The organism is Nonomuraea sp. B5E05, assembly GCF_039880665.1.
Taxonomy (GTDB): domain Bacteria; phylum Actinomycetota; class Actinomycetes; order Streptosporangiales; family Streptosporangiaceae; genus Nonomuraea.
Genome location: NZ_JBDPMJ010000005.1, coordinates 368,542 through 383,049 on the forward strand (window position 1 = coordinate 368,542; position 14,508 = coordinate 383,049).

Consider the following 14,508-nt stretch of genomic DNA (forward strand, 5'->3'; position numbering starts at 1 on the left):
TACATCAACCGGCAAGCCGTGTGACCATTCCCGCCCGGGTGCCGTCTGGGTGTGATGTGAGTTTCCAACCGACACGGGGGGCGTCATCATCGAGGAGCTGTATCGCGAGCACTGGCCGCTCGTGTGCGGGTTCCTCCTGCGCAGGACCCGTGACCCCCATCTCGCGGAAGATTTGGCGCAGGAGACCTTCGTCAAGGCGACGAGGGCCCTGCTGGGCTGGCGCGGTGAGAACCCGGCCGCCTGGCTGCTCGCCATCGCCCGCAACGTTCTCATCGACCACGTGCGCCGCCGCCGGATCGAGGTGGCCCTGCCGGACCCCGGCGAGCTGGGCGTCCCTCCGCTCCACGTGGCCTCGCTCGACGTGCGCGACGCCCTCGACCGGCTGTCCGAACAGCACCGCAGGCTGCTCACGCTGGTCTACCTCGAAGGGTTCTCGCTCGTGGAGGTGGCCGCGATGACCGGCAGGAAGCACGCCTCGATCAAGACCGCCGTGTGGCGGGCCAGGAACGCCTTCGCCGACATCTACGGAGCCCCCGAATGACCAACGACTTGCCAGAAATGCCGGACTTCGACCCGAAGGCCACCCGGAACGCCGTCCGGCGGGGTGTCTTCAGGACGGCCGCGATCGTCCTGACCGCCCTCGTCCTCCTCGCCGCGGCGCTCACGTGGGGGTCGGCTCTGGTGCAGACCCGCGGCGACCGCGAGCAGCGCATGGCGGCGGTGCTCGGCACCGCGTTCAAGATGTACAGCCCGGCCTACGCCGTGAGCGTGAGCGCCTGTTGCGAGACCACTCCGGTGTCGATGTCCCTGGAGGTGCAGGCGGCTCCCCTGCGTCCTGTCGGCGACTTCTGGCCCGCGGGCGGCGCCGCGTACACGATCAGCCAGAACCTCTTCGGCCGGGTGGGGCGGCTGCCGCTGGGCAGCACGGCCAACACGAGGCTCTCCACAGCCCTGTATGACGTCGGCACCACCCTCGCCCCGAAGGAGGAGGTGCGCAAGGTGCTTGACAGACTGCCCGGGGACCTCAGGGCGCTAGCGGTCGTGGAGTTCGCCACGCCCCTGCCCGAGAGCGACATGAAGGCCTTCCTGAAAACGCACGGCACCTGTGCCGAGCGGGTCGCCTACGAGCGCAGGCCGGGTGCCCTGTCCATCAACTGGGGCTTCGGTTACTGGTCCGGCGCGCGGACGAACCTCGGCGAGAAGGGCGGCGACATGACCGAGGAAGCGTGCGGCGGCGGGCTACGGGATTTCCGTGCCTGGGTCGGCCTGCTCCGCGAGCACGACGACGCCAACCTGCGCGCCTTCGACCTGTCCCTGGACCGGCTGCGCGAGGCGGCGGACGGCGGCCTCGCCCACGCCTACGTCGACCAGGTCGGCTCGATCGAGAAGCTGCGCGAGGTGATCAGAGATCCGCGCGTCCGCACGGTCCGCCTGGCGGACGTCGCCTTCGATCTGGACAAACCCTGAACCGCCACCGGGTCCGGGGCCCTTAGACCGCCAGCGCGTGCGCGGTCAGGCCGGCCCACGACTCGGCGCGGCGCACGAAGTCCTGCGCGTGATCCGGCCAGTGGTGGCGCAGGCGCGCCTCGGCGTGGCCCAGCGCGCCCAGCTTGAGCCGGCGTACCGGGTCCTCCTTGAGGTCCAGGACGGCGTTGAGGACGGCGTCCACGTCGAGGGGCACCACGAGGCCGCAGCCGGCCTTCTCGACCAGCGAGGCGGCCTGCGGGGTGGCGATCACGGGCAGCCCCCGGCCCATGTAGTCCATGATCTTGGTGGGTGCCGTCCGCACCGTGTCACCGGCCAGCGACAGGCCCGCCAGCGCACCCTCGGCCATGCGCAGCGCGTGCCGGTTGGGCACGTAGCCGTACCAGTCGAGCAGACCGACGCGCTGCGCGTCGCGCAGCAGCGGCCGCACGTCGCGGGCCGCCGCGCCGATCAGGTCCAGCCTCACCCCGTGCGGGACCAGCCGCTCGGCCAGCCCGATCAGCTCCGTCACGCCGCGTTCGGCCGACAGGCGGCCGATGTGCACGACCCTGGTGTCGCCGGGCGGAGGTGGTCCGGCCGACACCAGGGTCGCCTCGGGCACCACCGCGGCGGTGATCACCCGGTGCCGGCGTCCCGCCCGGGCGAGCTGAGCCGGGGTCATCTGCTCGCGTACGTCCCAGATGACAGGGGGGCGCCGGTGGGGCAGCGTGCGCAGCAGCCGATGCTCGTGGACGAGCAGGAGGTCCGCGTCCTTCACGCTGCGCCTGAGCGCCGCGCGGGCCCGGCCCGGCGACGCGTGGTACGCCACGTCGACCGCCCCGAGCCCCATGGCCGGCGTCACGTTGAAGTAGGTGAACGGCGCGACGTAGGTCACCTCGTGGCCCGCGTCGAGCAGCGCCCGGATCTGCCGGTGCATGATCCGGGCGTCCTCGGGATGATGGACGGTCGTGGCGACACATGCGCGCATGTGTCGATGCTCGGCGCTAACCAGGTCAAAGACGTTAATGCGGGCCGAACGGCTGCTTAACTTCGGGATGGCCGCCGGTAGAGCCAGATCAGGCGGGGCTCAAGCACCCACTTGAAGACCGTGCGGGTCTCGGGCAGGCACAACACGATCGCCAGCGCGAAGGAGCTGAAGCTGATCGCCAGCACGCCGAGCGGCCCGTGCAACCACGGGAAGTCCAGCCAGCCCTGGTCCTTGGCGATGAGGACGGGGATGCCGTGCAGCAGGTAGCAGTAGAGCGTGCGGGTGCCGAGGTCGGTGTACCAGGTCTCCTTCCTGGGCACCAGCGCCAGCACGGCGAAGCACATGGCCAGCGCGCACACCAGCAGGCCGACGCGCAGGCCGAGCCCCATGTACCAGGACAGGTCGAGGTCCTGGTAGCTGTTCTTGTAGTAGAAGGGGCCGAGCGGGGCCTTGGGCGCGATGTAGATGGCCACCGCCGCCGCGCCGAGCACCGTGACCGCCGAGACGATCTTGATCCAGCGCCGGTTGAGCAGTTCGAAGTGCTCCGGCTGCATCACGAGGCCGATGACGAAGAACGGCAGGAGGCCGAAGAAGCGGTCCATGCTGAAGTCGCCCGAGATCTGCGAGAACCCGGCGAACAGGTAGATCGCGATCGACACGGGGACGGGATATTTCATGCGCTTCCACACCGGCGTGGACAGGCGCCAGAACAGCAGCGCCAGGAGATACCAGTTGAGCCACGCCGGGTCGATGATCGTCAGGCTCCACTTCTGGCCCAGCGCGAAGCGGAGCGCGGCGTAGCCGACCTCGACGATCACGTAGGGGACGAGGAACGTGTCGACCAGCTTGTTGGTCTTCGCGTTGGAGTTCCAGAAATTTCTGGACAGGTAGCCGCTGATCAGCACGAACAGCGGCATGTGGAACGTGTAGATGAAGATGTACAGCGACCTGGAGGAGTCGGCCGACAGGGTCGGAACCAGCGAGTGGCCCAGCGGCACGAGCGCGATCAGGACGAACTTGACGTTGTCGAGGAACGGATCGCGCTTGCGCTTGGGCGGCTGCTCGGCCTGCTCCTTGGGCTGCGGTTGCGCCTGGGGCTGCGCGGCGGGCGCCGTGATCACGGGACGATCGGCCCGCACCGCCGGCTGGGGCGCGGTGCGCTCGCCGGGGGGCACGCCGTGCGGGTCGGTGGCCTCGCTCCAGAAGGTCTCCTCCGGCAGCGGCCATCGGGCTCCCGTGTCGGCTGGCCCGCCCTCGCCGTCGGGGCTCCGCGGGGTCGTGACCTGTGGGGACCATCTGGTGTCAGACACTGGGGGAGTCGCTCAGCTTCGCTCGGGGCCGGGGAACACGACGGCAGCACGACCCGGACAGCCTTGCGGCCCCGTGTCGCGCTGCGTCGCCGACCCGCAACACACTATCCCGCTCTCAAGGGTGCTGTCCCTCACGCGGGAGATATGACCCGATTACACAGGCAACTTGGAGCCTCAGGTGCACACGTTCTTCTGCTCGGACGCGTTGATCGAGCTCTGCTCGACGCTGTCGGGCAGCTTGCTGACCTTGACCGAGTCGAAGTCCTCGCCGATGACGAACTGGATCACCGGGGTGCCCTTGAGCTTGGCCGCCCCCGTGTCGCTGGTCGCGGACGTGTACGGCTGCGCCGCCGTCGCCTTGACCTTGCCCGACGCCGGTGAGGGCTTGGGCACGACGGCCTTGGCCAGCACGCCGGCGTAGTCGGGCGCCGTCTCGATCGACTTGGCGTAGTGGACCTCGCTCTTGGCCAGGCTGGCGCCGCCCGGGGCCTCGTAGTTGCCCACCTCGACCACCTTGAAGCCCTGTTCGGCCAGCTGGTCGGCGACCTCGCCGGCCTTGCCGACGGTCTTGGTGCCGTTGAGCACCTGGACCCGCACCTGCTCCGGCTTGGGCGTGACCTTGGGCTTGGAGCTGGCGCTGGCGGACGGCGACGGCTCGGTGACCTCGGTGTCCGTCTTGATCGCGGTGAAGAGCTTCTCGGCGTCGGGCGCCCAGACCACGCGGGCCTCCGGGTTCTCCGGGTCGGGCAGCACCGGGACCGTGGTGAGCTCGACCCCCTTCGCCGTCAGCTGCTTCGTGCTCATGGCGATGTCGATGAGCTTCTGGGTGTCGTTGGCGAGCGCGGGGTCCATGGTGACCGAGCCGGCGGCGGCCGTGATGAAGTCCCTGAGCTTGCCGACGTCGGTCATGAGCTCGCTGCTGGTGGCCTTGGCGATGACCTTGCTCAGGAAGATCTGCTGCCGCCTGATGCGCTGGAGGTCGCTGCCGTCGCCGTATTTGCGCAGGCGTACGTAGCCCAGGGCCTTCTCGCCGTTGAGCAGGCTCTTGCCGGGCGGCAGCACGAGCTTGGAGGCCTTGTCGTTGACGCCGTTCTGCAGGCAGATCTCGATGCCGCCCAGGGCGTCGACGATGTTCTTGAAGCCGCTGAAGTCGACCTCGACGAAGTGGTTGACGCGGATGCCGGTGAGGGTCTCGAGCGTGGAGATCGTGCACGCGACGCCGCCCGAGTTGTACGCCGAGTTGATCATGTCGCGGCGCGGGGGCATCTCCTGCTTGGTGGTCTCGTTCTTGCACTTCGGGATCTGCACCATCGAGTCGCGCGGGAAGCTGATCAGCCGGGCCTGGTCGCGGTCGGGGGAGATGTGCAGCAGGATGATCGTGTCGGTGCGCTTGCCGCCGCCGCCGACCTGCCTGGCCGTCTCCGCGCCGTATTTCGCGTTGCCGTCGCCCGCGCGGGTGTCGGAGCCCACGAGCAGCACGTTGAGCGCGCCGGTGTCGACGGGACGCGGGTTGATGATGTCGTTGTTGATGCTCTTCTGCTTGATGTTGCCGAAGGCGTCGCGGTAGACGACGTAACCGGTCAGCGCGCCCGCGACCATGAGCGAGGTGACGCCGATGCTGACCCAGGCCAGCACGCGCATCTTGTTGCCCTGACCGTCGCCGCCGCGGTGGCCGCGGGGCGGCCGGTCGTCGTCAGGAGGCGGGGGAGGAGGCGGCGCGGAGCCCGCCGCCCTGCGGGCCATCCTGCTGCCCGGCTGAGAGTGAGCACCTCGGTGCTCGTGCGGAAAATCGGCTACTGGCGCGCCCCTGTAGTCGCTCATACGCCCCCCAGCCTCACTTCTTGCGCCTGACGCGCCGGCTTGGTCGCTCCGGGCAACGAGAGTAGGACACGTGCGGCGTGCCCGTGGCCATGATCGTGGGCAACGGTCGTGACCCGGGTGTGACGTTTTCGCGGCAAAGCATACTCAGAGCCGGACTTTGGGTGGAATATCATCGCCAAACTCTTTTCACCCTCCGGGTTCTCGTCGCAGTGAATCAGGCTTGAGACTGAGGGCCGCCGCCAGGCAGGCCAGAGGCACGGCCGGCAGCACATAGCGATAGTCGAACTCGGCGGCCGCGGCCGGCGTGACCAGCAGCACGACGGCCGCCGACCAGGGCACCAGCCAGGCGGGAGCTCCCGCGCGAGGCCGGCCCCGCCGCCTGCGCCGGAGCCCGGCGACGGCCGCAACCGGCGGCACCAGCAGCACCCCCAGAAGCACCGGGCCGGGCAGCCGCGCCGCGCTCTGGTAGGCCCTCAGCCATCCGGCGTAAGGCTCGACGATCTTCGTGCCGATCGCACCCTGCTCGTAGAGCTTGGCATATTCGGCGCCGACCTGTGCGGGATAACGGCCAGGCGGGCCCGGCTCCGTGACCGGGAACTCGTAGTAGCCGTAAATCTCGGCGTCAGGATAGATCGGGCGGCCCCAGACGAACGTGCGGCCCAGCTCGCTCAGCACGGAGGCGGCGTAGTCGAGCGGCTGGGTGGTGATCGCCAGCGCCGCGAACCTGGCCGCGAGCTCGTCGTTCTCCTGGGTGAAGGTGATCCCCGGCCGCAGGACGAGGGGGGCGTCCTTGGCCCAGATGTACTCCTGGGAGGGCGGTCGCCGCTCCGGCGGGCGCGGGTCGCACAGGACCTTCAGATCGGGCGGCGGGTCCATCCTGTCGCAGTCGGCGAACGACATCGTGCGGGCGTAGAGGAAGGCGCCGTTCGCGCCCACCAGGCCGACCCGCTGGTAGGTGGCGTAGAACCAGGCGCCGTACGCGACGAGCGGCACCAGGGCTGCGGCGAGCAGCACCCCGGCAGGACGGATGCGCCCGCGCAACACGAACCACCCGGCCAGCACGACGATCAGCGGCTGGCCGACCGTCCTGGTGAGCACGGCGGCGGCCAGCAGGAGGCCGATGGCGGCGACGGTGGCGGGCCGCCGCGTCATGCTGAGCGAGACGGCCGCCACGACCAGGAACATGAAGAGCGTGTCGGCGACCAGCAGGTGCTCGAGCTCGATCTGGTACGCGTCCAGCAGCACGGGGACGGTGGCCAACGTCGCCGCCCACCGGGGCGCCCGGCGCGCCGCGGCCAGGTAGACCAGCACGCCGGTGGCCAGCCCGAGCAGGTGCTGCACGGCGGTGACGGCGGCGAAGGAGTGCAGCGGCTCGAACAGCTTGAGGAACATCGAGTAGCCCGCCGGCCGCACCAGGTCGGGGCGCGGGTGGAAGACGGTGACGATGTAGGTGTAGGTGTCGGGGAACCACAGGGCGGGCCGGTAACCCGCCATCGCCAGGACGCGCAGGGCCGTGCCGAGGCCGAGCACGGCCAGGAACCACCCGTGCCGCCGTATCAAGCGCTGGGCCCGGCGGCGGGTGTCGCGCGGGAGACGCCGCCTGCCCTGGCGGGCCGGCGCGGGCGCCTCCGCACGAGCCTCCGACATCACCCGTACGTCCTTCCGAATCTCCGGCACGCCGCGGAGGTGCGCGATCGGCCACCCCAGGCCGCCACCCCAGAGCGGTCTGCCACCGTACGGTACCGGCGATCGCGCGGAACCCGTGCCACTGGTGGCGCGCCACACCCCTGCCATCGGCGTGCCCGGTGCTCGCGGTTGGATACGCTCGCTCACCGATGGGACACGATCGACCAGGCCGGTTGCTCGCCGCGCTCACGGTGCTGCCCGCGCTCGCCGTGGCGGGATGGCTGCTGGCCGGGCTGCCGCTGCTGCTGCTCGGCCACTTCGCGCCGCTGCCCGCCGCGCTGCTCGGGCTGCCCGCCGCCGCGCTGCTGTGCTGGGCGGGCACGCGGCGGCTCGGCAAGCTGGTCGAGGCCACCCCCTGGCAGGTCGCGGGGGTCGTGGCGGTGGCCGTGGCCTCGGGCGTGTTCAACACCCTGCTGCACAGCGAGCAGATCGCCGTCAGGCGCGATCCGGCGACCTACGCGCTCTACGCGGCCTGGATCGCGGACCACGGCTCGCTGCCCATCCCCCGGCAGGCCGAGGCGTTCGGCGGGTCCGACCCCTGGTTGATCTTCGCCGGCGTCGGCTTCTTCGACGTGCCCGGCGGGGTGGTGCCGCAGTTCATGCCGGGGGCGCCGCTGCTGTTCGCGGTGGGCAACTGGTTCGGGGCGCCGTTCGCCATGCCCGCCGTGCTGGGCGCGCTGGCCGTGCTCACGCTGGCCGGGTTGGTGGCGCGGCTGGCCGGCGCGCGGTGGGCGGTGGTCGCGGCGGTGGCGCTCGCGGTGAGCCTGCCGATCCTCTACACCTCACGCACCACGTTCAGCGAGATCCCGTCGTTGATCCTGCTGTTCGGCGGCCTGTCGCTGACCTGCGACGCACTCGCCAGGCCTGGGTGGTGGCGGGGGCTGCTGGCGGGGCTGGTGTTCGGGCTGGCCGTGCTGGTCAGGATCGACGGGCTGCGCGACGTGCTGCCGGTGCTGGCGTTCGCGGGGCTGCTGATCGCGATGCGGCGTTCGGCCAGGAACAGGGGTGCTCTGGGCCCAGGGCTGCTGGCCGGTCTGGTCGCGGGCGGCGGGCTGGGGATGCTCGCCGGATACGTGCTGGCCCGGCCATACCTGGGCTATCTGGCGGGTTCGATCCGGCCGCTGCTGCTCATCTGCGCGGGCGTGCTCGTGCTCACCGCGGCCGGTACGGCCGCCGCGCCGCTCCTGGCGCGGTGGCGGCCGCCGGGGTGGCTGCCGGTGGCGGGGGCCGGGCTGAGCGTGCTCCTCATGGCCGGCCTCTACGCGCGGCCGTGGGTGCAGACGGTCACCCGGGTGCCCACGCACGAGAGCGACCAGCGCACGTTCACGATGATCGAGGCGATCCAGCGGGCCAACGGCATGGCCCCCGACGGCACCCGGCTCTACTTCGAATACTCGCTGCACTGGGCGGTCTGGTACGTCGGCCTGCCCGTGGTCGTGCTGGCCACGATCGCCGCGGCCCTGCTCGTCCGGCGGCTGCTGCGCGACGGCACGCCCTCGGAGTGGCTGCTGCCGCTCGCTGTCGTCGGCTGGACGACCGTCACCACGCTGCTGCGGCCCGAGATCACCCCTGACCATCCGTGGGCCGCCCGCCGCCTGGTCCCCGTCGTCATCCCGGGGCTCATCCTGCTGGCCACGTACGCGCTGGCCTGGCTGCGCGACCAGGCGGCCAGGCGCGGCACCCGCGTGCGGCGCTGGGGCACGGCGCTGGCGGTCGTGCTGATGCTCGTGCCCCCGGCCGTGACCTCGATCGGCACGGCGTTCACGCCGATCGAGCGGGGCGAGGCGGCGGCGGTCGAGGCGATGTGCGGCAAGATCCCGCGGAACGCGTCGGTGTTGTTCGTGGAGCGGGTCACCGGCGACCGGTTCATGCAGGCGGTGCGGGGCACGTGCGGGAGCCCCGCGGCCTCGGTCAAGCGGGTGCTCACCGACGTCGCCCCGGAGGACCAGGTCCGCCGCCTGATCGAGCGGGTGCGGGGCACGGGGCGCGTGCCGGTCGTGCTGGCCGCCGACGAGGGCCAGGTCTCGCCGTACGGGCGGGCGACACAGATCATGGGGCTGGTCGCGCGCCAGGACGAGCGCTCGCTGACCGAGGCCCCTAACGGCACCTGGACCCTGCGGATGAACGTCTGGATGGCCGTGTCCGAATGAGATGATCTTGTAGGGTAGACTTGGTGCTCCTCTGAGCAGAGTAATCTCGATCCCCGTGAGCACGCTTGACGCCTCCAAGAGTGGACCTGCCGTGGAAGAAGCGCCATACGTCACGATCGTCCTTCCCTGCTACAACGAGCAGGATCACGTCATCGACGAGGTCGAGCGCATCACCAAGGCGATGGACTCGAGCGGCTACACCTACGAGCTCGTGGCCGTCGACGACTGCTCCAGTGACGAGACGCTGGCGAGGCTGAAAGAGGCCGCGCCCGGCTATCCCCACCTGCGCATCCGCCCCTTCCACCGCAACGGCGGCGCCGGCACCGTGCGGCGCATCGGCACGCAGGAGGCCAAGGGCGAGATCGTCGTGTGGACCGACGCCGACATGACCTACCCCAACGAGCGCATCCCCGAGCTGGTGCAGATCCTGGAGAAGGATCGCACGATCGACATGGTGGTCGGCGCGCGCACCAGCGAGGAGGGCTCGCACAAGCTGCTGCGGGTGCCCGCCAAGTGGGTGATCCGCAAGGTGGCGGAGAAGCTGGCCGGGCAGAAGATCCCCGACCTCAACTCCGGGCTGCGGGCCTTCCGCAGGCCGGTGGCCAAGCCCTATCTCCGGCTGCTGCCGCCCGGATTCTCCTGCGTCACGACGATCACGCTGTCGTTCCTGTCCAACCAGCACGACGTCTACTACCTGCCGATCGGCTACGCCAAGCGGGCCGGCAAGTCGAAGTTCAGCTTCGTCTCCGACGCCTACCGCTACATCCTGCAGGTGCTGCGGATGATCATGTACTTCAACCCGCTCAAGGTGCTGATGCCGCCCGCGCTGTGGCTGGTGGGCATCGGGCTCGTCAAGGGCATCTGGGACATGATCCAGCACCCGTTCTACTTCCCGGCCAACACCGTGATGATCTTCCTGTCCGGGTTGCTGATCGGGTCCGTGGCGCTGCTCGCTGACCTGATCGTGCGCTCGCGCGGGGACTGACAGGTGCGCATCGCGATCGTCGGCCCGACCTACCCGTACAAAGGGGGCGGGGCCCAGCACACCACCGAGCTGGCACACCGGCTCGCGGCGCTGGGGCACGACGTGGTGATCGAGTCGTGGCGGGCCCAATATCCGTCGTTCCTCTATCCCGGCCGGCAGACGATCTCCGCGCCCGAGGGCAGCCCCTATCCGAAGACCGCGCGCAGGCTCGACTGGCGGCGGCCCGACGGGTGGGTCGCCGCGGGGCGGCGGCTGCGCTCGGCGGACCTGGTCGTGCTGGCGGTGCTGAGCCCGGTGCAGGTCCCGGCCTACCTGGGGATCCTGCTCGGCCTGGGGCGCAGGGCCAAGGCCGTCGCCCTGTGCCACAACGTGCTGCCGCACGAGCGCAAACCCTACGACCAGCCGCTGATGCGGGCGCTGCTCAAGCGGGTCGACGCCGTGCTGACCCACTCCGAGCAGCAGGCCGCGCTGGCCAGAGGGCTGACCGGCACGCCCGTGAGCGTGGCGGGGCTGCCGCCGCACCTGCCCTCGACCACCGCCGCGAGATCCACCGCCGTGCACCGCCGACTGCTCTTCTTCGGCATCGTCCGGCCGTACAAAGGGCTCGACCTGCTGCTGCGGGCGCTGCCCGACGGCGTCGCGCTGACGGTGGCGGGCGAGTTCTGGGGCGGGCTCGACGAGACCAGGGCGCTGATCGCCGAGCTGGGCCTCGGCGACCGCGTCGAGCTGCGGCCCGGCTACGTGGCGGCCGAGGACGTGCCGGCGTTGTTCGCCGCCGCCGACGCGCTCGTGCTGCCCTACCGCACCGCGACCGCCAGCCAGAACGTCTGGCTCGGCCACGAGCACGGCGTGCCCGTGATCGCCACCCGCGTCGGGGCGCTGGCCGACCACGTCACCGACGGCGTCGACGGGCTCCTGGTCGAGCCGGGCGACGCCGGCGCGCTCCGCGAGACGATCGAGCGGTTCTACGCCTCCGGCGAGCCCGAGAGGTTGCGGTCGGGGGTCAAGGCGGTCGATCCCGAGCCGTTCTGGTCCGCGTACACAGGGGTGTTGCTCGGGGCCTGACGGCCCAGCAGCCACGACACCCCCGCGGCCGTCGCGTCGGACAGGGTGAACGCCAGCCGCGACACAATCGCCACCGCGAGCGCGGCGGGGGTGCCGACGATCGGCCCGAGCACCAGCACCAGCGCGCCCTCCCTGATGCCGACCCCCGCGGGCACGACGACGGTGAGGATGCCGGTCGCCCACGCGAACGCGTAGGCGCCGGTGGCCACGACGTAAAGGTCGGTGACGCCGGCCAGCAGCCAGATGTGCACGCCGTACACGAGCCAGCCGAGCGCCGTCCACGCCACCGCGACGACGACCGTGCGGCCGGGCAGCACGCTCTCCAGCGGTTCCTTGCGGGCGACGCGCAGCGCGAGGTTGAGGCCCCAGGTGAGCACCTTGGGATGCAGGCAGACGATGATCAGCGGCACGAGCAGCACGAGATACCAGGCCTGCCGCACCACCTCCTGCGAGCCCAGCGTGGCGGCGGCGATCGAGATCGCGACGCCGATGTTGATCACCAGGCCCAGCGAGATCGTCGCGAACGTGCGCCGCGGCGGGCTGCCGTGGTCACGGCCGAGCTCCATCATCGCGGCGTACGCCCACACCGCGCCCGGGATGTATTTCCCGAGCTGGCCCACGAACATGATCCGTCCGGCCACCCGCAGCGGAACCCGCGTGCCGAGCCCCGCCAGGATCTCGCGCCAGGCCACGAGCATGAAGAACTGGCCGAGCAGCACCGCGGCGAACGCCCCCAGGACCGCCCACGGCGACATGGCGGCCACGGCGGCGGTGGTCTCCGCCCAGTTCGCAGCCAGGCCGTAACCGAGGAAACCGAGCGCGACCAGGGCGAGGACGACGCGCAGCAGGCGGCGGAGCATTGGGCCAGGCTACGCGTTCCTTCCCCAGACGAGCCAGACCATCGCCGCGAGCACGACCAGCGCGGCGAGCACCGCCGGTGCGTGCCCCACTTGAAGTCCGCGAACTGGCGGGTGCCGACGAAGTGGACCTCGGCTTGAAGGGGGAGTGGAAACCGGCACCTTGTCGAAGAACGTCACTTCGCCCCCGTTCGTCGGCTTTGAGCCAGGTCGGCCACCGTACCGAAGCGGCTTGACATCGGATTGGCGTCGCGGTCGGTACTGTGGCCACCGTGGTGAAGCAACGGGTCGCGCAGCTCGAATACAGCGAATTCCAGTCCGCCATGCTCGACGAGGAGAAGCGGAGGCGGAAGGCCGCGAAGATCATCGCGGTGCTGGAGCACTTCCACGGGCCGCTGGGCGGGCTGACCGTGGGCGACGTCGGCTGCTCGGCCGGGTTCATCGCCGACGAGCTCGCGCAGGCCGGGGCCAAGCACACCATGGGCATCGACATCGACGTGCCGGGCCTGCGCAGGGCGGCCGACCGGTTCGGCGAGCGGGTGGCGTTCGTGTGCGGCGACGGCACGGCGCTGCCGTTCCCCGACGGGTCGGTCGACGTGCTGGTGTTCAACCATATCTACGAGCACGTGGTCGATCCCGACGCGGTGGTGGCCGAGATGCACCGGGTGTTGTCGGACGACGGGGTGCTCTATCTCGGGCTCGGCAACCGGCTCGGCGTCATGGAGCCCCACTACAAGCTGCCGTTCCTGTCCTACCTCCCGCCGGCGGCCGCCGACCGCTACGTGCGGGCGTTCGGCCGGGCCGACCACTACTACGAACGTTTCCGCACCCGGCGCGGGCTGCGCAGGATGTTGCGCGCCTTCCACGTGTGGGACTACACGTTCCCCGTGCTGGCCACACCCACCCGGTTCGCCGGGTCCGAGCTGTTCCCGGGGGCGCTGGGCAGGGTCGTGAAGGCGGTGTTGTCCAGGACGCCGCGCGGGGTGCTGCGCCTGCTGCTGCCGGTCGTGCCGACCTACCTGTGGGTGGCGACCAAGAGGCCGCGGCGGCCCGCGGGCGCCGCGCTGCCGCAGCCGCCCGAGCCGGTCCGCCCGCTGTGAGCACGGGCGGATCGGGCGCGACCGGACCGGGCACGGGTGGCTTGGGTGAGGGCGGTCCGCACGCGGGCGCGACCGGCGTGAACGATGGCTCGGCCGGCGCGGGCGAGGAGGCGGCCCGCCCGAGGCGGTCCGTGGCACGGACCGCGATCAGGTACGCGTTCCTGCTGATCGCGCTCGGGTTCGGCGGATGGGCCGTGGCCGGGCAGTGGGACGACGTGGTGGCCGGATTCGCCGGCCTGACGTGGCCCGCGCTGGCCGGGTCGCTGGTCGCGGTGGTCGCCGCGCTGCTCGCCGCCATGCTCATCTGGCGCACCCTGCTGTCCGACCTCGGCTCCCCGCTGCCGCTCAGAGCGGCGGCCAAGGTCTTCTTCGTCGGCCAGCTCGGCAAGTACATCCCCGGAGCGATCTGGCCCGTGCTGGCGCAGATGGAGATGGGCCGCGACCTCGGCGTGCCGCGCTCGCGCAGCGCGGCGGCGTTCTTCCTGATGATGCCGATCCAGCTGGCCACCGGCCTGCTCGTCACGCTGGTCACGCTCGGCTGGGACCGCTACGGCTGGCTGCTGCTGTTCCTCCCCTTGCTGCTGGTCCTGCTCGAACCCAAGGTCGTCAACGGCGTGATCGGCTACGCCCTGCGCCGGCTCAGGCGCGAGCCGCTCGAACGCCCGCTCACCCGCCGCGGCATGCTCGCCGCGCTCGGCTGGGCGCTGGCCGGCTGGACCGCGTACGGCGTGCACTTCTTCTTCATCGCCCCCCAGGGCGGGCCGCTCTTCGCCATCGGCGCGTTCGCGCTGTCCTGGTGCCTGGGCATCCTGACCTTCGTCGTGCCGGCCGGCGCGGGGGTGCGGGAGGTCGCCATGGTCGGGGTGCTGGCCCCTCATCTGGCCGCGGGTCCCGCGATCGCGGTGGCGCTCACGTCGCGCGTCGTCATCATCCTGGGGGACCTGATCTGCGCCGGGCTGGCGGGAATCGCCGCACGTCGCGACAAGGTGTGATTTGGACCACGATTTAGGGGACGCTGGCCATAGGCTGAAGTCCAGAGGGGGACCTGCCGGGTCCCGCGTGGATCTTGAGGGGAGAAGATC

12 protein-coding genes are annotated in these 14,508 nt (G+C 71.0%); 7 read left to right on the forward strand and 5 right to left on the reverse strand.

Annotated elements, in window-relative coordinates; genetic code table 11:
* Window positions 1–97: 97 nt before the first annotated feature.
* A complete protein-coding gene (locus tag ABGB01_RS12705; RefSeq protein WP_347773510.1) occupies window positions 98–541 on the forward strand; it encodes an RNA polymerase sigma factor in 444 nt (147 codons plus the stop codon).
* Window positions 538–1,467: a hypothetical protein gene (locus ABGB01_RS12710; protein WP_347773466.1), complete on the forward strand. Its 930-nt coding sequence runs from the start codon at window positions 538–540 to the stop codon at window positions 1,465–1,467. Before ABGB01_RS12705 ends, ABGB01_RS12710 begins: the two co-directional genes overlap by 4 nt.
* A 22-nt stretch (window positions 1,468–1,489) precedes the next feature.
* Here the strand turns inward: ABGB01_RS12710 and ABGB01_RS12715 are convergent, their stop codons facing one another.
* The 4 genes from ABGB01_RS12715 to ABGB01_RS12730 form a co-directional block, all read right to left on the reverse strand.
* Window positions 1,490–2,452, reverse strand: coding sequence for a glycosyltransferase (locus tag ABGB01_RS12715; RefSeq protein WP_347773467.1), 963 nt, complete (start codon window positions 2,450–2,452; stop codon window positions 1,490–1,492).
* Window positions 2,453–2,508: 56 nt separating this feature from the next.
* Window positions 2,509–3,762 (reverse strand): acyltransferase family protein, encoded by a 1,254-nt coding sequence (locus ABGB01_RS12720; RefSeq protein ID WP_347773468.1) that lies wholly within the window; start codon window positions 3,760–3,762, stop codon window positions 2,509–2,511.
* Window positions 3,763–3,936: 174 nt separating this feature from the next.
* Window positions 3,937–5,505: an LCP family protein gene (locus ABGB01_RS12725; protein ID WP_347773469.1), complete on the reverse strand. Its 1,569-nt coding sequence runs from the start codon at window positions 5,503–5,505 to the stop codon at window positions 3,937–3,939.
* A gap of 264 nt (window positions 5,506–5,769) precedes the next feature.
* A complete protein-coding gene (locus ABGB01_RS12730) occupies window positions 5,770–7,260 on the reverse strand; it encodes a hypothetical protein (protein WP_347773470.1) in 1,491 nt (496 codons plus the stop codon).
* A gap of 158 nt (window positions 7,261–7,418) precedes the next feature.
* Here ABGB01_RS12730 and ABGB01_RS12735 point away from each other — a divergent pair, with 158 nt between their 5' ends.
* The 3 genes from ABGB01_RS12735 to ABGB01_RS12745 are packed head-to-tail and all read left to right on the forward strand — an operon-like array spanning window position 7,419 to window position 11,469.
* A complete protein-coding gene (locus ABGB01_RS12735) occupies window positions 7,419–9,419 on the forward strand; it encodes a glycosyltransferase family 39 protein (RefSeq protein WP_347773471.1) in 2,001 nt (666 codons plus the stop codon).
* A 55-nt stretch (window positions 9,420–9,474) separates the two neighbouring features.
* Complete coding sequence (locus ABGB01_RS12740; protein WP_347773472.1) at window positions 9,475–10,404, forward strand: glycosyltransferase family 2 protein; 930 nt, start codon at window positions 9,475–9,477, stop codon at window positions 10,402–10,404.
* Between the two features lie 3 nt (window positions 10,405–10,407).
* On the forward strand, window positions 10,408–11,469 hold the full coding sequence (locus ABGB01_RS12745; protein ID WP_347773473.1) for a glycosyltransferase family 4 protein: 1,062 nt from the start codon (window positions 10,408–10,410) through the stop codon (window positions 11,467–11,469).
* Here the strand turns inward: ABGB01_RS12745 and ABGB01_RS12750 are convergent.
* On the reverse strand, window positions 11,370–12,329 hold the full coding sequence (locus ABGB01_RS12750; RefSeq protein WP_347773474.1) for a lysylphosphatidylglycerol synthase transmembrane domain-containing protein: 960 nt from the start codon (window positions 12,327–12,329) through the stop codon (window positions 11,370–11,372). The two genes, ABGB01_RS12745 and ABGB01_RS12750, sit on opposite strands and share 100 nt — an antisense overlap.
* A gap of 269 nt (window positions 12,330–12,598) precedes the next feature.
* Here ABGB01_RS12750 and ABGB01_RS12755 point away from each other — a divergent pair, with 269 nt between their 5' ends.
* A complete protein-coding gene (locus ABGB01_RS12755; RefSeq protein WP_347773475.1) occupies window positions 12,599–13,426 on the forward strand; it encodes a class I SAM-dependent methyltransferase in 828 nt (275 codons plus the stop codon).
* A 77-nt stretch (window positions 13,427–13,503) separates the two neighbouring features.
* The gene (locus tag ABGB01_RS12760) at window positions 13,504–14,418 is read left to right on the forward strand and encodes a lysylphosphatidylglycerol synthase domain-containing protein (RefSeq protein ID WP_347773476.1); all 915 of its coding nucleotides are present in this window, start codon (window positions 13,504–13,506) and stop codon (window positions 14,416–14,418) included.
* Window positions 14,419–14,508: the final 90 nt, after the last annotated feature.